At 59.4% G+C, this 18,930-nt stretch carries 19 protein-coding genes, 1 tRNA gene and 1 pseudogene; 10 read left to right on the top strand and 11 right to left on the bottom strand.

The window, feature by feature from the left end:
• Positions 1-63: 63 nt before the first annotated feature.
• The 3 genes from AB8B33_RS35890 to vapC all read left to right on the top strand — a co-directional run bounded on the left by AB8B33_RS35890 (position 64) and on the right by vapC (position 1,457).
• On the top strand, positions 64-261 hold the full coding sequence (locus AB8B33_RS35890) for a histidine kinase dimerization/phosphoacceptor domain -containing protein (protein WP_439019132.1): 198 nt from the start codon (positions 64-66) through the stop codon (positions 259-261).
• 554 nt (positions 262-815) lie between these two features.
• The gene (vapB, locus tag AB8B33_RS35895; protein ID WP_439019319.1) at positions 816-1,046 is read left to right on the top strand and encodes a type II toxin-antitoxin system VapB family antitoxin; all 231 of its coding nucleotides are present in this window, start codon (positions 816-818) and stop codon (positions 1,044-1,046) included.
• Positions 1,047-1,457 carry a type II toxin-antitoxin system tRNA(fMet)-specific endonuclease VapC gene (gene vapC / locus AB8B33_RS35900; protein WP_439019133.1) on the top strand — a complete coding sequence of 137 codons (411 nt, stop codon included), beginning with the start codon at positions 1,047-1,049 and terminating at the stop codon, positions 1,455-1,457.
• Positions 1,458-1,784: 327 nt separating this feature from the next.
• Here vapC and AB8B33_RS35905 read toward each other — a convergent pair whose 3' ends face one another.
• The 7 genes from AB8B33_RS35905 to AB8B33_RS35935 all read right to left on the bottom strand — a co-directional run bounded on the left by AB8B33_RS35905 (position 1,785) and on the right by AB8B33_RS35935 (position 9,948).
• Entirely contained in the window at positions 1,785-2,120 is a 336-nt protein-coding gene (locus tag AB8B33_RS35905) for an SDR family oxidoreductase (RefSeq protein ID WP_439019134.1), read from the bottom strand.
• A 513-nt stretch (positions 2,121-2,633) separates the two neighbouring features.
• Entirely contained in the window at positions 2,634-4,091 is a 1,458-nt protein-coding gene (locus AB8B33_RS35910; RefSeq protein ID WP_439019135.1) for a DUF1254 domain-containing protein, read from the bottom strand.
• Between the two features lie 111 nt (positions 4,092-4,202).
• Positions 4,203-4,958 carry a transporter gene (locus tag AB8B33_RS35915; protein ID WP_439019320.1) on the bottom strand — a complete coding sequence of 252 codons (756 nt, stop codon included), beginning with the start codon at positions 4,956-4,958 and terminating at the stop codon, positions 4,203-4,205.
• Positions 4,959-5,152: 194 nt separating this feature from the next.
• On the bottom strand, positions 5,153-6,955 hold the full coding sequence (locus AB8B33_RS35920) for an adenylate cyclase (RefSeq protein ID WP_439019136.1): 1,803 nt from the start codon (positions 6,953-6,955) through the stop codon (positions 5,153-5,155).
• Positions 6,956-7,185: 230 nt separating this feature from the next.
• On the bottom strand, positions 7,186-8,490 hold the full coding sequence (locus tag AB8B33_RS35925; RefSeq protein ID WP_439019137.1) for an alpha/beta hydrolase: 1,305 nt from the start codon (positions 8,488-8,490) through the stop codon (positions 7,186-7,188).
• Between the two features lie 74 nt (positions 8,491-8,564).
• Entirely contained in the window at positions 8,565-8,936 is a 372-nt protein-coding gene (locus AB8B33_RS35930; RefSeq protein WP_439019138.1) for a hypothetical protein, read from the bottom strand.
• A gap of 106 nt (positions 8,937-9,042) precedes the next feature.
• A complete protein-coding gene (locus AB8B33_RS35935; protein ID WP_439019139.1) occupies positions 9,043-9,948 on the bottom strand; it encodes an Lnb N-terminal periplasmic domain-containing protein in 906 nt (301 codons plus the stop codon).
• A gap of 463 nt (positions 9,949-10,411) precedes the next feature.
• Between AB8B33_RS35935 and AB8B33_RS35940 the strand changes: the two genes are divergently transcribed.
• The 7 genes and pseudogenes from AB8B33_RS35940 to AB8B33_RS35970 all read left to right on the top strand — a co-directional run bounded on the left by AB8B33_RS35940 (position 10,412) and on the right by AB8B33_RS35970 (position 14,046).
• Entirely contained in the window at positions 10,412-10,582 is a 171-nt protein-coding gene (locus tag AB8B33_RS35940) for an NUDIX domain-containing protein (protein WP_439019140.1), read from the top strand.
• 523 nt (positions 10,583-11,105) lie between these two features.
• Positions 11,106-11,390, top strand: coding sequence for a DUF1778 domain-containing protein (locus tag AB8B33_RS35945; protein ID WP_439019141.1), 285 nt, complete (start codon positions 11,106-11,108; stop codon positions 11,388-11,390).
• Positions 11,390-11,866 carry a GNAT family N-acetyltransferase gene (locus AB8B33_RS35950; protein ID WP_439019142.1) on the top strand — a complete coding sequence of 159 codons (477 nt, stop codon included), beginning with the start codon at positions 11,390-11,392 and terminating at the stop codon, positions 11,864-11,866. The genes AB8B33_RS35945 and AB8B33_RS35950 overlap by 1 nt, the downstream gene beginning before the upstream one ends.
• 116 nt (positions 11,867-11,982) lie before the next feature.
• Positions 11,983-12,666 (top strand): annotated as a pseudogene (locus AB8B33_RS35955) (IS6 family transposase); the annotation flags it as partial.
• Positions 12,667-13,191: 525 nt separating this feature from the next.
• Positions 13,192-13,270, top strand: a tRNA-Met gene (locus AB8B33_RS35960).
• A 112-nt stretch (positions 13,271-13,382) separates the two neighbouring features.
• On the top strand, positions 13,383-13,697 hold the full coding sequence (locus tag AB8B33_RS35965) for a hypothetical protein (protein WP_439019143.1): 315 nt from the start codon (positions 13,383-13,385) through the stop codon (positions 13,695-13,697).
• 94 nt (positions 13,698-13,791) lie between these two features.
• Entirely contained in the window at positions 13,792-14,046 is a 255-nt protein-coding gene (locus AB8B33_RS35970) for a hypothetical protein (protein ID WP_439019144.1), read from the top strand.
• A gap of 146 nt (positions 14,047-14,192) precedes the next feature.
• On the opposite strand, the gene AB8B33_RS35975 is transcribed toward AB8B33_RS35970, so the two are convergent.
• The 4 genes from AB8B33_RS35975 to AB8B33_RS35990 all read right to left on the bottom strand — a co-directional run bounded on the left by AB8B33_RS35975 (position 14,193) and on the right by AB8B33_RS35990 (position 18,831).
• Entirely contained in the window at positions 14,193-14,579 is a 387-nt protein-coding gene (locus AB8B33_RS35975; protein ID WP_439019145.1) for a hypothetical protein, read from the bottom strand.
• 47 nt (positions 14,580-14,626) lie between these two features.
• Complete coding sequence (locus tag AB8B33_RS35980) at positions 14,627-14,821, bottom strand: hypothetical protein (RefSeq protein ID WP_439019146.1); 195 nt, start codon at positions 14,819-14,821, stop codon at positions 14,627-14,629.
• A 404-nt stretch (positions 14,822-15,225) separates the two neighbouring features.
• Positions 15,226-17,229, bottom strand: a complete 2,004-nt coding sequence (locus AB8B33_RS35985) for a CocE/NonD family hydrolase (RefSeq protein WP_439019147.1) — start codon at positions 17,227-17,229, stop codon at positions 15,226-15,228.
• 21 nt (positions 17,230-17,250) lie between these two features.
• Positions 17,251-18,831, bottom strand: a complete 1,581-nt coding sequence (locus AB8B33_RS35990) for an ABC transporter substrate-binding protein (protein WP_439019148.1) — start codon at positions 18,829-18,831, stop codon at positions 17,251-17,253.
• Between the last annotated feature and the right edge of the window lie 99 nt (positions 18,832-18,930).

Here is an 18,930-nt window from a genome sequence, read left to right on the forward strand (position 1 = left end):
ATCCACTAGAATATTATTCCCATGAGTAACTTGGGCATTGGGGATTGGAATGCAATCTTGAACATGCTGGTGGACATCAGCGATCGGAAACTCGCCGAAACGAACCAGAAGGTGTTCCTCGACGAGCTCAATCACCGCGTCAAGAATAACATGGCGATGCTCTTCTCCCTGATCCGGTCCGCCGAAAGGGAAAGCAAGAGCACTGAAGCCCGTGCTGTTCTGCGCAATGCCGCCCGAGGCCGCTGGGTTGAAAGTAATTAACCCCTGGCTTCCATAAACATTATGCAATTTTAGGTGCCGTCGGTTCGACTCCCATCAAGACCAAAGACCGGCCTTCCCGTTCACGGGCTACGAGGTGATCGAGGGGAAAGTGATGCGGGTTGCGAAGGATGCCATTCCGGAGCCTGATGCGCAGCAGCTCGAAGGTCAGCCGGGTAAACAGCCGCAGAGCATTATGCCGATCGGTAACGCGCAGAGAGTTTAGAACTTGGTGTTTCCGATCACCGTCGAGAGCATGATGTCGATGGCACCTCGGTGGCACTGTCCCCCGTCGGTCGCGATCAAGACAGGGAGCAGGCGCATATTGGAGTATCTATTCGCGCGATGAAGGAATGGCAAGGAGTTTCTGGTTCACTTCCATGACTGCGCCAGACGTCCAATGGCGGGTTGGCTCACGTTCTGCTCCCGTCGAGGCAAATAAGTCTGAGAGGCGAGTCCATTGAGTACCGCTTATTTTGCACAGTATATCCCATTGACATATCCCGATGCTCGCCCTAAATGGGATATGGCATCCGTATATGGCTGAGGACAAAAAGATGGAGCAGGGCGCAGTGTTTCAAAGCAACCGTAGCCAAGCGATTAGGCTACCAAAAGCCGTCGCCTTACCGGACGACGTAAAACGGGTGGACATCGTTGCGGTCGGACGCACGAGGATTATCGCCCCTGCCGGAGAAGTTTGGGATAGCTGGTTTGAAGGCGACGCTGCGACATCGGATTTTATGAATGAGCGTGATCAGCCAGCCTCGCAGGAGCGCGAGGCGTTTTAAATGCTGAAATACATGCTGGATACTAACATCTGTATTTTCACGGTGAAGAACCGGCCGCAGCAGGTGAGAGAGGCCTTCAACCGCCACCATGGCCAACTCTGCATTAGCTCCGTCAGCTTGATGGAACTGATCTACGGCGCAGAAAAGTCGGCGGCTCCAGAAAAGAACTTAGCTGTCATCGAAGGCTTTGCCGCTCGGCTTGAGGTGCTGGCATACGACCAAATGGCAGCCAGCCATAGCGGTCAGTTGCGCGCCGAACTTGCGCGCGGCGGAACTCCTATCGGACCGTACGATCAATTGATCGCCGGTCACGCGCGTTCGCGGGGACTGATACTCGTCACCAATAATAGGCGCGAATTTGATCGCGTGCCTGGCTTACGCGTCGAGGATTGGACAGCTCACGCGCGTTGAACATACAACCCTGTTCCGACCACATCGCGTGAAGCTGAAGATCGACTCGATATGCCATCACTATTTCATTCATCGCGCGCACATAGCTTGCCGTTTGGAGAATGCGTTTTCGATAGGATTGAAGTCGGGACTATAGGGCAGATCAAGCGGTCGTCGCAACACCAACTGATTGGAGGTTGCAATAGTGGTCCCGAAGCGAGATAAACAGCGCTCCCCAAGCCGTCCGTCGGCGGTGCAGCGTGAGGAGCGCGGTCATTGGGATAGCAGCCCGCGCGGCGTTTAGTGCGGTATGGAGCCTCATGATGTTCACTTTCGACGGGATAGACATCAGATGGACGATCGGCCGACAGAGCCGCCACCGTCGGCAAACAGGATCTGCCCGGTGATGAAGCCGGCATCCTCTAAGAGCAGGAACGCGATCGCGGCCGCGATCTCTTCCGGCCTTCCCAGAGGACGCATGGGGATCATCGACAGAAACCGAGCTTCCGCTTCACTGCCGGCCGGACTATTGCGACGGAACATCTCCATCTCAATCGGACCCGGCGCAACCGCGTTGACCGTGATACCGGATTCGGCGAGCTCAAGAGCCCATGTCCGGGTGAGACTGTTCACAGCAGCCTTTGCAGCCGCATAGCCGCCACACACGCGCAGCCTTGAGCGCACATCACTTGATCACGACTGTAGCCGACTGACCAGCCACAAGCGGAACGCCGCTTGGCGGCGCATCCACCGCTATAGTGACCGGAACTCATTCATGGCGATGAGACGATGGTTCAAGTCCTAAAGGAAAAGGACGCGCAGGTCTCAGCCGGTCTTGGCATCGGCTTCGCAAGGTGAGAGGGGTCGACTTCAAGATCGGGCTCGGTGTCGCCTGTTGGGGTGGACGGCTCCCAACGGCATCGCGATGTGCCAGAATGAGTTCGTTGAAAGCTCAATCGAGGGAGGCCGTCCGTGGAACAAATTATTCGAGTTGGTGTGGACACGTCAAAGAGTGTTTCCAATTGCATGGCCAGCCTGTCGACTGCAGCATAAACCGGCCCCATCATGGCCAATCCTGCCCCTCCAAAGTTAAGGCGACGCTACCGCTTCGTCTTCGTCGGGGCCATCTGGCGCGTCCTTTGCACATGTTGGAACCGGTGGGCTTGCGGGAGATTTTCCGTCGGCGTTCGGCGCCTCCTACGAGACCCGCTTCACGCCGGGTGGCTGCCACGCCCCTTCTCCTGCCGGCAGGATCGAAGGCGCCTCCGTCTTCGGCCAGTACAGGCGCATCACGAGATAGATCTTGTCGTCCGGTGCCGGAAGCCAATTGGATTCCTTGTCCGCACCGGGGCTACCCTTCTGGATGTACAGTGTCAGTGAGCCGTCCGCGTTCTTGTTCATCCCCGGCAACATCGGGGAGTTTATGAGGTAGCGATTGATTGGGTTCTTAACCAGGAGCTGGCTCTTGCCGTCGTACATTGTAAGGGACCAAAATGAATTCACAGGCGGCAACTGGCCGGATGGGAAGGTAATGGTGTATTTATGCTTGCTGCCGTCGAGCGCCTCGCCGGCGGCATCCGTTCGGGTATAGGGGTACATGGCTTCGACGGCATCGTTGCCATAGATACCGCCCTTTGCGGCCCCCGCGCGCATCAGCCAATCGCCGTTATAGAAGGCCTCGTCGCCAAAGAACGAGCCGACGTTCCAGCCGTTGATGCTCTTATTGCCGCTGGCCAGCCATTTGTCGACCTTGTCGTTACCCTCCTTCATGCCCAGCAGGATCTCGGCTTTGTGTTCGAGCGACAGATCCTTCAACACGAACGTCTTGCCGGGCCCGATGCCAATTCTCGCAAGTTTCGCACGGATCGCCTTGTCCTTCCCCGTCTCGGGCACGAACTGCAGGGCCGCGTCGAGATACTCGAAGAAGTTATCCTTGATCCCGGCGGTTGTGGCAGGGACGAATTCGACCTTGGGAGCGGCAGAAGGTGCGGGTTGCTTCAGGAATGCAGAGAGGGGCCGTGCCTGGTAACCTGCCTGAACTTTCTCGACGTTCGGCATGTCGTCAGAGTTGAAGAGTTGAGTGCGGATGACCGCCAATGTAAACGGCGTGGTCGATTGGAACACCTTCTTGACCCCTTTGGGCAATTCACCCTTCCAATCGGGGCCGACTACCAGATAGTCGCCAGGCTCGCTCCCAGTCGCCCGCGTGCCTATATAACCATAATTGTAGGTATTTCCGTCGATGAGCATGACCGAGTAGTAGCGCTCCCTTTCGATCGCAGGCACCGAGACAACCATCGGTTCAGTGCGCAAATCCAGCCAGAGCACAGAGTAAGGGGTGTCGCTGTTCGGTGTGATAACGGCCGTATCCTCTGGCGTGGCGACATGGTGCAGATTTTTGATTTCGTTGAACGGCGCCTTGAACTGCCCGGAGTTATTGTCCACGGCATATTCCTGCATAACCGCATAATTCATCACGAGGGGCAGACCGTAGATGAAGCCTTCCTCAGCGATGTCCTTGGCCTCCAACAGCCTAGGCCAATCGGAATTGTCCTGATCAATGATCAAAGGGGAGGTGAGGTCGGCGGCCTTCGCCGTCGTCGCGACGAGCGCTGCCATGGCTGCAGATCGAAGCAAATTACGTTTCGTAAGCATTTGAACATCCTTTCGGTTCGCCGCGTGTGGTGAGGGTACGCGGAAGTAGCAGAAGAAGTTGTGCGTCGATCCGTGAGGAGGCGCCGTAGACGTCTCCGCGGCTCTTTACGCCTATTTTGGAAACAGGAACGTCAGCCCCACACGGACGCCCAGCCCTTCTGGGCCGTCGTCCGGAGCCGCCGCCCAATATCGAAGCCCCGCAGCCAAGCTGATGGGCTGCTCCTTCACCTTGACCAGCTTCGAGACGGTCAGGTTTATCGGCACCGACCAATCATGCGCCGTCCAGTCGTATGTGGATTCCGTGTTCAGCGCGAACGTCCATGCCGCCGGCGTCGTGTAGGAAAGGAAGGGCTGCATGTACGTGCTATTGATGTCGTTGCGGTCCTCGTTGCCGGCGAACGACCAGATGTGGTTGGCGAGGATGCCGTAGGTCCAGGGGCCGTCCTGCTTCAGCGCGACGATGGTCGGCCCTGCGCCCCATTTTTCGCCGCCGAGCAGATCGTCGGTCGCGGTTGGGATCAGGAAGACGGGTCCGGCACCCCAGATGAGACCGCCATCGGTAGGCTTGGCAGGCGACAGGAAGAAGCTCTGAACGACGTCGCCGAGGCCGAATTGCGATCCGGATGGTCCGGCGACGTCGTTCTGGTAGGTCACGGGTAGGATCGTGCGGGAGATCAGATTCCAGTCGGCGTTCAGCGAGAAGGGGATCACGGGCTGGATGTTCAAGGTCGCCTTGTCGGCATCGAGCGGACCGTAGCCCTTGTCATAGTTCAGCTGGAACGGAACGCTGATGAGCGAGGCGATCGGGTTCGAAAGCTTCTTGGCGAGATCGGCGCTGGAATCCTGACCGTAGCCCGGTGCCGCCATGCCGAGGATCGCGGCGATGGCGAGCGTCGGGGACCTCTTCACCGCGTAGGTCCGGGTCGATGCGGTGTTGGCCATTTGCTCTGTCTCCATCCGATCCGCAGGCTGGCGGCGAGCCAGGCTGAGGTCACTTCATGCGTCGGAAGATGAGGCAACGAACCGGCAGAAGATATGTATGTTACTGTAGCGTACGGCTTTCACGGACCGTAGGAGGCGTCGGAGATCCTAAACTCGGCTTCGACATCCGTCGTGCTGGGCACTGGCAGTCCAGCCCGTCGAAGCGCTGCGATCATGCGCATGCTGTCCTTCGGCGGCAGGTTTCTCTTCCGGTTCTCGGCCACGATGTTGCGCAGATAGTCGGGGCGCATTTTGATGAACACCTCGCCCTCGCGCTTCGCCTCCGCCAACAGCCCCGCCTCGGAGTAGATGACCGCCGCAACGCCATGGAAGAGCGGAAACTTCTGCAGGTCGGCTTTACGGATTAGTCGCACCGCCATCTCATGATCGTCGAGCATGCAGGCGATCAGGGCACGCGTCCCAAAGTAATATCCGGCACCGCCCGGATTGAGCTCGATCGCACGATCCAGCAGGTCCGCGCCGCGCTTCCATTGCCCCGAGAACGCCACGCGTGTTCCGAGCTCCCCGAGGAACTCCGTGTCGTTCGGGTTGGCGGCGAGCGCCGCTTCGCCGACGTCGAACGCCTCTTTCGTCTGGTTGTTGAAGAACAGAGCCGTCATGAGGGCCTGCAGGGCGCGCGTATTGTCGGGCTCGAGCGAGACCGCCCGCCGCGCCGAAGCCAGAGCGCGCTCCATCGCGGGATCCTTGTCACTCTGCGGATTGAACTCGAATCGGCCCTCGTCGAGATGGATGATCGAGAGCATCGACCAAGCAGTCGCGTAGCCGGGGAAGCGCGCCACGGCCTTCTGCAGGCAGTCGCGCGCGATCCGATGTGTTTCCGGGTTCAGCTCCTCGCGGTACGCGTAGAAGCGAAACGTGCAGTCATGGACGCTCATATCGTCCGGCGGCGGGCTGACCGCCAACGATTTCGCGATGATGCCGTAAGGCTGGGCGATCGCCGTCGCGACTTTGCTCGCGACATCCGTCTGAATGGAGAAGAGCTCGTGCGTGTCCAGGTTCTCGTCGTAGTCCTGCGACCACAGGATGGATCCGTCGGAGGTGTCGACGAGGCGCGCGGTCACACGGATCTTGTCGCCCGCGACGCGGACCCCGCCTGCGACCAGATAACGGGCGCCAAGTCCCTCGCGCACCTGCGACGCCTCGACGCCGGGAGGCAGTGCCTTCGATGTCTCGCGGCCGAAGACGGTGATCTCCTTGAAGCGCGGAAGGGCGGTTAGAAGCTCCTCGGTCAGCCCGGCGGCATAGCGTGCAGCCTGGGGGTCGTCGCCGAGGTCCGCGAAGGGCGCGATCACAAGGGTCGGCTCGCCGGGAACATGCCCGGCGGAACGACCGCCGGACGGCCCCTTCACAACGCCCGCGTAAAAGCCAAGCCCCGCGCAGACGAATGCCACGAGCATGGCCTGTACCGGCCAGGCGAGACGCCGCCACGCGAAAATCCGGTGCTCGGCCATATCTTCGTTCGCCGCATCCCCGGCCGCTTCTATCGGCGGATCGTTCCACGTGAAGGTCGGCACGTAGCCGCCCTTGGGGATGTCGATGCGGATCGGATCGCGCTGGCCTGCGACGAGATAGTAGCGTTCGATGACCCGGCGCAGACGTCCGGCCTCGATGCGAACGACGGGATCTTCCTGAGAGAAGCCCGCGCTTCGGTTGAACACCTCGATGGCGATCGAATACGCCTTGAGCCGCTGCGCCCGGCCTGCAAGCGTCTCCTCGGTGACATATTTCAGGAAGGCAGCGCCACGTCCGGCATTCGGAAACTCGCGGCTCGACAGAATTCGTTCAAGCTGCGCCCTGACCTGCTCAGGGGGCGGGCACGGGCGCTCGGCCCGATCGTCAGGCGTAGGCACCGAGGTCTGCATTGGATGCTCCCCGTCCGTCACACATATGCGCGACAGTTAAAGCTTGTATCGAAATCCCCTAATGCAACCTAACGCCGGAAGTGTGTTTCGTCTACCTGAAAGAAGTTTCAAGGCGGATCACGTAGGGGCCGGGCAACCGGTCACGGGCGATGACGCCGATGAACGAGGCCCCCAAACGGGCTATGAAGACGAGGGTGCCAGGCGTGGCGAAATCAAGGCGGCACCTCCTGCTATCGCTGCTTCCGGCAGGCCGGGTCCGCCGGGGTCGCCGCGCAGTTCTTGACCGCGATCTTCTGCGCTCCGCTATCTTGTCCGGTCAGACCGCCGACATGAGTGGCGTAGTTGCTGCGAGTATCGGCGTCGAGCACCGCGACGGGGGCGGTCAGTACGAGGCCCGCGGCGCTTCCGGCCGCCGCCGCCACGTTCGTTGTCCCTGCAAGGATCGTGTCGCCAAGGCCGACCCGGCTGTCGGTCAGCGTCTGCCCTTCGGACAGCCGCGCGCCGATGAGCTGGACGACTTCAGGCGATTCTGCGAACTTGCTATGATTGAGGTCGTCGCTGACCTTGATCTTGGTCAGATCGATCACGGACACCTTGTAGTCGGCGAGTTCGGTCTTGTAGGGCGCGGTTTCCGGATCGATCGAACCAAGCCGAGGGATGTTGCCCCAGACCCGCCGCGAGAAGGCAAGCGCCTTGTCGTCGCGCGAGACGAAGAGCGTGAACTGCGGATGGGGGTCGCCCATGTCCTCGATCTGCGACCGGAAGACGTCCACGTCGACGTCCGGAGCGGCCAGCATGACGTTCTTGAACTTCGTCGGAAGACCGCCGTTGCGGATCGCCATCTGCCGGAGCGCTTCCAGGGCCAGCCAGTTGCCCATCGAGTGGGCCAGCACGTTGACTTCCTTCACGGTGCCGTCTTTGGCGAGATACTGGAACAGCGTCTCGAGCGCGTTGCGCGTGTAGTTGGTGCTCTCGCGGTCGTAACCATAGGCGAGCAGGCTGCCGCGCGACGGCCAGGTCACAAGAACCGGGGTGCTGCGGACATTGGAATCGTGGACGATCTGAGCGAAGCGGTAGACGCTGTCCTCGAAGCGGTTGTTGAAGCCGTGGATGAAGACCAGGACGCTGTGGTCGCGGTTCCTTTTGACTGATGCGTTCAGCCAGTCTTTCGCCCCCTCGAGACTAAGCTCGTCGGCCTTCAGCGTGGCGAAGTCGGTCTCCGGATTCGAAGGCAGCCTCTTGGGCCAGGCGACGTCGCCCTCCTTGCGGACCTTGGGCAGTGAGACTCTCATCTGCGCGAAGGACGGCGTCCGGGCGCGCTCGCCCGTGAACATCTCGCCGTGAACAGTCGATCGGGCGCGGGTGGTCGCGACCAGCATGTCGACGCGACTGGTATCCGGCACGGTGTCCGCAACGGGGAATAGCACGTTCTTCGGATGTCCGCCGCAGCCGGCGAGCACGACCAGCGCGAGGCATGGAAGAAGTCGCCGGATGCGACCAACAGTCAACGAACCAAACAAGCTCAAGTCCCCCATCGGCATTCCGGCTACATCACCGCTGTCTGTTCAAATCGATCGACGTGGTCGATGCTCGCGTAGATCGTCGAGCGCTATCCTGGGCAGGCGTCCCAGAAACCCGTCTTCTTGGTGCTGTCGGTATAGTACCAGCACATGCCGGACTTCGGCGGCGTCCCGGCGACCGAGGCCGCCGCGGCGCCCGCGATGAAGCCGATGGCGGCTCCAGCCGCAATCGCACCCCCGGCGGGCCAATAGCGGCGAGGATTCACGACGACGACGCGCCCGACGGGCGCGCGAGGGACCACGACGGTGCCGCGATTACCGACGGCCGCACATCCTCTGGCTCCGCAGCCGACCGCCGCACGGCGGGCTTCGGCCGGGGTCGGAGCGAGCATCGGCGCGGCCACCATCATCAGGAGGGCCGCTGCCGTCACGGCGTTCTGAAAGTGCTTGATGAGGTTCATGAGTTTGGTCCTGGTTTAAGGGCATAATCGAAACTTCGCGTAGCGAATTCCTGACAGACCGGACCATGCCTCAATCATCGCGAATCCCTTCGTATGTTACTGTACGTTACGGCCTGGCGACGGCGACCGGGAAGGGCACGCCGAGACGGATTGCCTTCGAGAAGTCGGGCGACATTCCATCCGCCCGCGCCCTCACGTCGATCTTGGCAATCTCCCGCAGGCGGTCGAGCGGCAACGACGTGTCGATGGCTCCCCGGTCATAGGCGTAGTCAGGAAGATAACCGTTGACGATCAGCCGCCAATCGAACGGAACCTTGTCCCCTGCGACCCGCATCAGCTTGGCGACGGTCGTCGTGCAGTTCGTCGTGATCGAATTATAGAACTGCGGCGTCCGGGCGAGCGCGTTGGCCTCGGCGACGTACTCGAGCAGCAGGTTCCGCGCCTGTTCGGCACTGGCTCTCAGCCGGTAGATCTGGACGTCCTCGCCACGCACGTTGGAGCGGACGCCGACGACGTCACGTTCGTCCGCAGCAACAACCACCAGCGGGTCGTTCTTGAAGAGATCGGCAAGGGGAGAAAACCCGCCGCCAACCTTGTGGCGGACCTCGATCGACCAGGCGAGCTGTTCGCCGCCTTCGAAGCCGAAGCTGAAGATGACATGCGCGATCTTCGGCCCCGCCCAGTATGACATGAACAGGTCGACCGTCCTCACCTTGCTTACATCGTAGGTTCGCGTCGTCCAGCGCTCGGTAAAGTCGGAATTGCTTCGCCACTCGAAGTCCCGGACATCGGTCAAGGTCAGCGAATTTCCGTCGACACGACCCGTCACCTGGCGGGCGACATCCGGCGCCCATGCGGCGTCGGCTTCCGGCTTGATCGAATTCCACCAGAAGAGAACCAGCGCGAAGACGACCGTGAATGAAAGGAGTGCTTTGATGCGCAGCCGGCTGGCAAGCGCCGCTAGGGTGAGAAGACCGAAGACGAGGAAGACACCAGCGCCAGTTGCCTGCATGTCCGAGCCTGTGCACCGGTTTCCGGTCGGCGGCGTTCCTTCGTCCGGCAGGCGGTCTCGACGGGTGCGACAAGGCAATCATGATGCTCGGCCGTGCGTTCGCGGGACCCGCGGCTTGGGTTGGGGAGCATTTCTAGCTGGGCGGCTAAGGGAGATAGCAACGCCAAGCGAAAGAGGCGAATCTTGGAACCGACGTTTTCCCTGCTTTCCCGAAATGGATTGGCTCGTGCCCTACGTCTCCACGTCTTTTATATCCTTGAAATGGAGAGGCTGACACGAAGACCAGGTCGCCGGTTCGACTCCTGTCAAGGCGACCGTGTGGCACAGAGGTTCTGCCCCGCCATTTGCGGCAGCGATCAAAAACATTCGTTCCTAGCGGGAGCATGTCAATGCGCTCTACCCAACCGGCTTGCCACGTGCCGCAAGCTTGAGCGCTATCAGAAAAACAAGCGCCACAGACAGCATGAATATCGCCCCCGACAAGGGTTCAGGTGAAGGGTGGAGTCCACCCGCTGGGGCCATCGAGTTGGTCGAGACGCCGGAGCAGGCGATAGAGCGTGAAGTACTTGAAGAAACCGGCCTTACGGTTATCCGCTCGGAAGTTCTGGCGGTATTTGGCGGTATTTGGCGGTAGAGAGTTTCGATACACCTATCCGAACGGAGATCAGGTCAAATATCTGGTTGTTTTATTCAGATGCCTGACGCGCGGAGAAGCAGGCGGATATACGGATACCGAGACGATCCGCTTGAAATATACATCTTTCGATGAAATGCCGAAACTTGCTCTTCCTTACCCAATGCAGCTTCTGTTCCCGAACATCGGTCAACCCAGTTTGCCTCAGTAGTCCGCTTCGGGCCGGCTGCTCATTGGCTTCCGCCCCTTTGCTCGAATATCCAACCGCAGTTTCATTATCGAGGTTCAGGACATGAGCGTGAACATCGAGATGGATGCAGCGAACCGGCTATCGCTGCTTCCTAAGATTGAGGGCGAGCTAGCTACTGGGAGTGACGCCGGACCCGTTCGCCATGGAAGCCATCGACGCTCATGTCCGGAGAGCTGAAATGGCGGCTTAAGGCCATCGAACCGCGATGCCGCAAGAAATAGATACACATTGTGTATGCGTTTATGCTATATTGGGCTTGAAGGAAAAAATGCCATGACCAGCAAAAACGCAACCGGCAGCCATAAACGCCCCGTCAATCTGAAGGTTCGTGAGGACGTCCGCGTCCTGATCGACCGTGCCGCCAAGGCCCACGGGAAAACCCGCTCGGATTTCATGATCGATGCCGCGCGCCGCGCCGCCGAAGACGCGCTTCTCGACCAGACATTGGTGCAGGTCGATCCCGACAGCTATAAACATTATCTCGCCGTGCTCGACCAGCCGCCAAGCGGTGAAAGCTTCGAACGGTTGATGAATGCACCCAAACCCTGGCAGCCATAATGTTGTCAGCACCGGCGCTTCTTAGCGAAGCGCACGATCTTCAGCTATTCGACAGCGGCCACGACAGCCTCGATCAATGGCTGCGCCGCCGGGCGCGGGCCAATAAGGTCAGCGGCGCCTCGCGAACCTATGTGGTGTGCGAAGGCGAGCGCGTTGTAGGTTATTATTGCCTGTTATCGGGAGCGCTCGCGGTCGCAGATGCGCCGGGAGCAATCCGGCGAAATATGCCCGATCCCGTTCCCATGGCAATCCTTGGCCGTCTGGCGATTGATCGCAACTGGCAGGGAAAAGGCATCGGAACCGCGCTGTTGCAGGACGCCGTGCTGCGCACCGGACAGGCAGCGCATATCATGGGTATTCGCGGTCTCCTCGTTCACGCAATCTCCGACGAAGCCAAGGCCTTCTATGAGCATTATGGGTTTATGGCCTCGCCGGCGAACCCCGTGACCTTGGTGTTGTCGTTGAAAGCTCGATAAGGCCATGAGTCATGGCGGGTTTATCGGTTCTGTCGCAAACTTTCCAGCGGATTTGCAACCTGTATGGTCATGTCATAGATCTGGGTTGAAGATGAGCAGGCATTGTTGAGTTCCCGATCGTGGTCGATTTCAAAGGCAGTCACTACCCGAAAGACTTGGTCTTATACGCGGTGTTTTTCTACGTCAGATACGCCGTGTCTTATCGTGATCTGGAAGAGATTATGGCTGAGCGCGGCGTTGCCGTTGACCACGCGACGCTGAACAGATGGGTTGTGAAGTATTCGCCCTTGATTGCCTGCCGCGCTCATCGCCGCAAATCCGCGACCAGCAGTTCCTGGCGAATGGACGAGACCTATATCGAGGTCAAAGGCAAATGGACCTACTTCTGCCGCGCTGTCGACAAATTCGGCAAAACCCTTGATTTCATGCTGTCCGAACACCGCCATGAGGCTGCGGCCAGCGCCTTCTTCGCCCGCACAATCGAGAACAACGGCTGGCCTGAAAAGGTCGTCATCGACAAGAGCGGTGCGAACCTGGCAGGATTGCAAAACCTGAACTGGCTCCTGCTGTTGCAGGGATGGTTCTGGCTGATCGAGATCCTGCAGGTCAAATACCTCAACAACATGCTAGAGCAAGACCATCGGTTTATTAAGAAGCTGACCCGTCCGATGAAAGGCTTCAAATCCTTTCAGTCTGCCTCAGCAACGCTGGATGGCATCGAAGTGGCGCATATGATCCGCAAGCGGCAATTTCCAACGAGTGGCCAATCCGCATTTCAGCAATTCGCCGCGCTCGCAGCATACCTGTGTCCAGCGATAGCTGTTTCCGTACCCTTTCCAAAAGTTTGCGACAGAACCTCTCAGCACGCCCCGTCGCCGAGGCGGGTTTTGTCGTGGCCCGCACTAGTGGTGGCCGCATGAAGGCGTTACCGCCCTTGGCTAGTGTGCCGCTGGTTGACGATGCGCCCATCTCTTTGACGGATTGCGATCTCGTAGCTCACCCCTCTGCGAACCCCGCGATAGGTAAAGTACCTGCCGCGGCAATTCGTCTGACGGACACCGCGAAAGCCTCGGGTACGAAGCAGCCGCGCTCCCTGAGGGCAGGATATACCTCGTCCGTGGTTTAGGCTGCTGCCCGAGCCGACGATAACCTGAGCGCTCGCCTCCCGGGGAACCGCCACCGGTGAGACGAAAACCGCCAGTGCAAGCGCACATCCAAGTAGAGCCTTGACACTCATAGTCATCCTCCTGGTTACACCGCGAGAAAAGTCAGGGCATGATATAATCGCCTAAGTTGCAGCTTCGCGCAAGAGGCGGCCGACCTCATGTCGGAGTAGAGCAGCCCGGTAGCTCGCCAGCCTCATAAGCTGGAGGGCGGGAGGTTCGAATCCTCCCTCCGCAACCAAAACCAGCCCGCCCGGTTCGCCGAGGCGGGTGTAAACATGAACGGTAAGTTCACATAACGTTCATCCCCCTAAGAGCATGGTCGCCCACATTAGAAATGGAAAGGCGTAACCATGAATAGTTTTTCTCGCATCGGTACTGCTATAGTTGCTGCTGTTATCGCAGCATCTAGCTTTGGCATGGCCTCAGCCGCCCCCATGGCGGCTCAGCATCCGCAGGTCGCTTCGAGCGTCGAACTTGCGCAGTACCACCGCGACGACCGCCGCCACGAATATCGTCACGACCGCCGGGACCGTTATGAACAAGGGCGCGACCGTCGCGGCTACTGGAACGGTCATCGTGGTTACAGGGACTACCGCAAGGGTTATCGTCGCCACAGCGACGGCTACTACTACCCACGGTCTGTGTTCCAGCTCTACATCCGCTAAGCGGTTTCAGCTTCCTTCGACAACCCCGTCAGAAATGGCGGGGTTTTTTCGTTCCCGAGTCAGGCGGTATCCGGACCAAGAAGGAGAAGACGCCATGAGCGTACAGGCAATGTTCTACGCGAAGGAAATCAACCATCGCGCCACCACCAATCCCGGCGACGTCAATGTCGAAGTGAAGATGTCCGCTGCCTTCGGCGCCTACCTTCGCGGCCTTCCGGAAGGCAATGAAGACTGGTCGAAGTATACGCCCTCGGGCGAGCTTCCCATGACCGTCACCAACCCGGCCGCCATCGAGCAGTTCGAACCGGGCGCTGTCTATCGCCTGACATTCGAAAAAGTCAGCCAGTAATCGAGGAGGGGAGCGTCATGTCGAACTGGAAGCGGGCGCTCCTCATCCTGGCGGTCGTTGTAGCTGTTTCCTGCATGGCTGCCGCTTTCCTCACGGCATGCCAGTCGTATCAGCCACCCGGTGAGGGGATCTGGCGGGCGCTGCAACTATCCCGCCTTGGTAATGTTGTTGGAAAACCATGTGCTTGCATGTTCGTTTGGCGCTTTTGTCGCCCAGTCTGATCCGGGCTTGATTTCAACGATGACAAGACCGTCGTCAGAATCCATCTCGTTGGCCAAGATTTGTCGGATAGCGCTGGCAGGTCCGACAAGGCTGCCAACCCAGAGCGACTTCAGCGGCGAGATGCACTTCATGGTTCGAAATGTCTTTATCAGACCATCATAGTTCCGGACTTTCCGGAGGTCGTAGCTAATCATGTAGTGTGGCATTGCCTGCTCCTGTGTTGGTTGCAAGCTGAGCAGGACAGATCCGATTGAGTCGCGGAAGAGAAACGGCAACTTCACGGTGTGAAAGCCTGAGATCCAGCTTTCCACGTTGTTCGACTTCTCCACAGGCAGGCCAAGGAAGGAAAGGATCTTTCTCACGTGTGCCAATAAAGGCCACGAGCGCGCCAAACGGCGACGAGCTGCTCTTCAATCTCCTCTGGTGACCGATGCCCGAAGCGTTGGGCTAGAACTACGGAGAGAGCTTTCAGGTCCATTTCCCGAGGCGCGTTCTCCATTGCCCGGTCAGCTCGGGCCGCGATCCCGGCTATCAGTTCGTCATCATCATTCATTGAATCCTCCCAGGGTATCCCAATGCCACTTCTGAAAAATGCACGGCATGAGAAGTTCGCGCAGGAGTTGGCGAAAGGCAAGTGCTGGTAGTGGCGGGCATGTCTAAGCGACCAACACCCCCGGAAGACATGCTCGAAGACACGAGCATCCGGTTTGAGCCCGCCTTTGATCTCACTGAATGGGCTCGGTCATTCCTTCATCGATGAGACCGCCGAATAGCCGCGCTCAACCTGCACTAAGATGGTCTCACCTTAGGAACCGCGCAAGGCAACTCCTTCCCGACTTAGCCTAGATATTGTCTTTCTCCACCTCAGAAGAAGGGAAAAAAGCTCGAGCGAGTAACCGTCCGTTGCCGCCGGCTGATACATCGGATGCGCTTGGAGCAGCTTTCACACGCATCTATCTACATCAGGTCGCGGGGGATACGCTTCTTCTCGAAAATCTTTTCGAAGATCCGCGTCTCGCCTTCATAGGCGATGACCGAGGCACTGATCACCCAATCCTTTGCCGTGCAGGATATGGCCGAAACCGCGACTGTGCGAACGAACCAGCCGGGGCGTTGCATGTCGCATGTCCATGTCGAGATGCCCGTCATCGAGAGCGGGTCATCCGGCGAAATCGACCATGTCTCATCCCGCACCTGGCGCGTGCTGAGCCCGGTGTCGGGATGCTCGAAAAGGCCGGTATCTTCGTGAATGCGGTATTCTGTTCGATTGGCGGAAAGCTCCCTGATGACCTGTCTTTTGGTTTCCGCCGGCGCATGCTCGATATATTTCGGCAGTGGATCGGGATTATCCGGCTCGTTCACGGCGATGAGGCGATGATCGGTAAGTATCGGCAGGGCAAGTTCGATTGAGGCTGTATCGATGACAAGGCCGGGATCAGTCGGCGGCGGCAGGATCATCGGCCAGTAGGCCGTCGAAAGCGAAAGGCGAATGCGATGGCCGGCGCGAAAGCGATAGCCGCAGGCATCGAGCAGCAGGCGCACCGACGTCCGCTCTCCGCTCTTCACGGGTTTGGGCTCGGCATTGCCGTCACGATGAGCAAGATTGAGGACGCCGAAGGAAACGCGTGTCGCAGTACCGTCCTCATGCACGTCGACGAGCCGCACGCAGAGATTTGCGGTCCTCTCCTCACAGCGAAGCGCCAGGGTAACAACAGGCTGGCCGAGATAGTCGTGATCTTCGGCAAGTGGCGCGGTCTCGAATGTGAGCGAGCCGGCATCGTCCCCGCGCTGGTCGATGGCCATTTCGGCATCCGGTTTCAGCGTGAAATATTCCCCCGATGCTGTTCCTGTATCGAGCGGCGAGCGCAGATAGACCTCGTGCGCCAATGCCTGCGGCTCGGCCTTACCTTCCTCGATCCGGCCCGACGAACCGACGTGGAAGAATTGCATTGTCGGCGCATGCCATATGTCCATGGCGACCCAGAAACCGGGATCGGCATCGCGGCGCGGGGCAGGGCGCACGGCATCGAGGATGTAGGCGCGAAGCTGCGGCGTGTTTTCCGCACCGTTTTCTTCGCCGCGCAGCCAGCGGTTCCACCAGGCGATCGCTTCGCCATGGAAATCGGCGCGCGGCTTTGGAAAGGCGAAATGCGGATATTTGTGAACCCAGGGACCAATCAGCGCCTTGGCTCCCGCCCCAAGCCCCGCGATCGCCTTCAGCGGCGTATTGCGATAGCCGTCGGCCCAGCCGGCAATCACCAGCGCCGGGATCTCGACGCTTGAGAAATCCTCACAGATCGAACCGTGTTTCCAGAACGCGTCGCGTCGCTGGTGGCTAAGCCACTCCTCCATGAAGAAGGGCTCGTTTTCCAGCCGCTCCAGCCACATGTCCTTCCAGCGATCACCGACGATGGCAGGATCGGGCGAGCGAGACTGGTAGCCGAGCATGGTCGCCGCCCAGGAGAGCTGTGCGGAAAGGTGACAGCCGTTCTTGTAATGGATGTCGTCATTGTAGCGGTCGACGGTCGAGGCGATCGAGATGACGGCCTTCAATGCCGGGGGTCGAAGGGCTGCGACCTGCAGGCTGTTGAACCCGCCCCAGGAAATGCCCATCATGCCGACCGAGCCATTCGACCAGGGTTGCGCTGCGATCCACGCGATCAGTTCGCAGGCATTTGCAAGCTCAAGCTCGGTATATTCGCCATCGATCACGCCTTCGGATTCGCCCGAGCCGCGGATGTCGACACGCACACCGGCAATGCCGGCGGCGGCAAAGACCGGATAGGTCGACTCATCGCGCAGGCTCGTTCCATCGCGCTTGCGATAGGGCAGGAATTCGAAGACGGCCGGCACCGGATCGGCGTCCGCACCGTCGGGCATCCAGATGCGCGCGGCAAGGCGCGTCCCGTCACTGAGCGTGATCCATTGATTTTCGATGGTGGTGAAGCTGTGCTCGGTCATGGTGACATATCCCGAAGAGGTTTAGGCGTTAAACCACACACGGCTGCCAATATAGCCGTTGGACATATCGTTGCCGATATCGTCGACATAGCCCCTCAGTGTTTTCGAAGAGGCCATGATGTAGTCGTTGAAGACGGGCAGGATCAAGCCGCCATCATCTCGCACCATCAGAGCCAGCTGTCGATAAAGCATCTTGCGCTTGGTTTCGTCGAGTTCGGCCCTTGCCTGCAGCACCAGCTTGTCGAAGTCCGGACGCTTAAAACGCGTGTCGTTCCATTCCGCGGTTGAAAGGTAGGAGGTGGAATAGCGTGAATCTTGGGTCGGCCGACCGCCCCAGAAAGACGCGCAGAAAGGCTGCTTGTTCCAGACGTTGGTCCAGTAGCCGTCTTCCGGTTCGCGCTTGACGTCGAGCGCAATCCCCGCCTTGCGCGCACTTTGTTGAAACAGGATTGCCGCATCCACAGCGCCTGGAAAGGCAGCATCCGAGGTCAGCAACTGAACCGGACGGTCAAGGCCCGATTTCTTGAAGTGAAAGGCGGCCTTGTCCGGATCATATGGCCGCTGCTCGATATCGGTCGGCGCAAGCGCATAGTTGGAATTGACCGGATAGTCGTTGCCGATCGTTCCGTAGCCGCCCAAAACCTTGTCGAGGATCGCCTGGCGATCGATGGCATATTTCAACGCAAGGCGAAGGTCGTTATTGTCGAAGGGTGCTGTGTCGCAATGCATCAGGAAACAGTAGAAGCCCTTGCCAGCATTGCGGACGATCTCGACGGTTGGTGCCCGCTGCAGCATCGGTACGGTTTTCGGGTCGACATTATTAACGAAATGGACCTGGCCGGACGCAAGCGCTGCAATGCGGGCGGTGTTGTCGTTGATGACGAGGATTTCGACGCTGTCGACAAAGCCGCGATTGGCGCGCCAATCCTTCGGGTTCTTCTCGAAGGTTGCCCGCACGCCGGGCTCAAAGCTCTTCAGAATGTAAGGGCCGGTACCGATGGCCGCCGCCGACTTGTCGACGCCGCCCTTCGGCTGGATGATCAGGTGGTAATCGGTGAGAAGGAGCGGCAGATCCGCGTTGCCTTCGCTCAGCGTCAGGACAAGATCACCCGCCTTTTCATCAATGCCTGTGATCGAGGTCATGAGCCCAAGAGCGCCCGACTGCGAGTTCTTGTCCGCGTGCCGCTTCAGCGTCGCGACGATATCGGCGATGGTCATCTTGCTGCCGTCGTGAAATTGCACATCGTTCCTGATCTTGAAGGTCCAGACGGATGCATCTGCTGATGGCGTCCAGGACGTTGCCAGCGACGGCAGGGGTGCGCCGGTCTTGGGATCTGATTCGAGGAGCGTGTCGCCCCAGAGGCGGCCAATGACGAACAAGACGGAAGCGCTATACGTCGCCGGGTCAAGCGTATCGCTGGTCGCACCGCCTTTGAGGCCGAGCTTCAGGTGGCCGCCACGTTTCGCTTCCTGCGCGCCGGCATCCAGCGGCATCAGGAGGCCGGAGGCAAGGGCTGGCAATACGCCAAGTGCTGCGGCTCCCCCCAGGAAATGCCGGCGGCCGAGTTTCAACTGCGAAAATTGATCATTTTGATGCGTCATGACAGTTCCCTCGTTCAGTTTTGTTAAGAGGGACGTTAAGCGCCAGACAGACTCACGCAATTTCGCGACTTGACGCACTTTTAAGCGAGTTTACGCTAG

This window comes from Rhizobium sp. 768_B6_N1_8, from assembly GCF_051811225.1.
Taxonomy (GTDB): domain Bacteria; phylum Pseudomonadota; class Alphaproteobacteria; order Rhizobiales; family Rhizobiaceae; genus Rhizobium.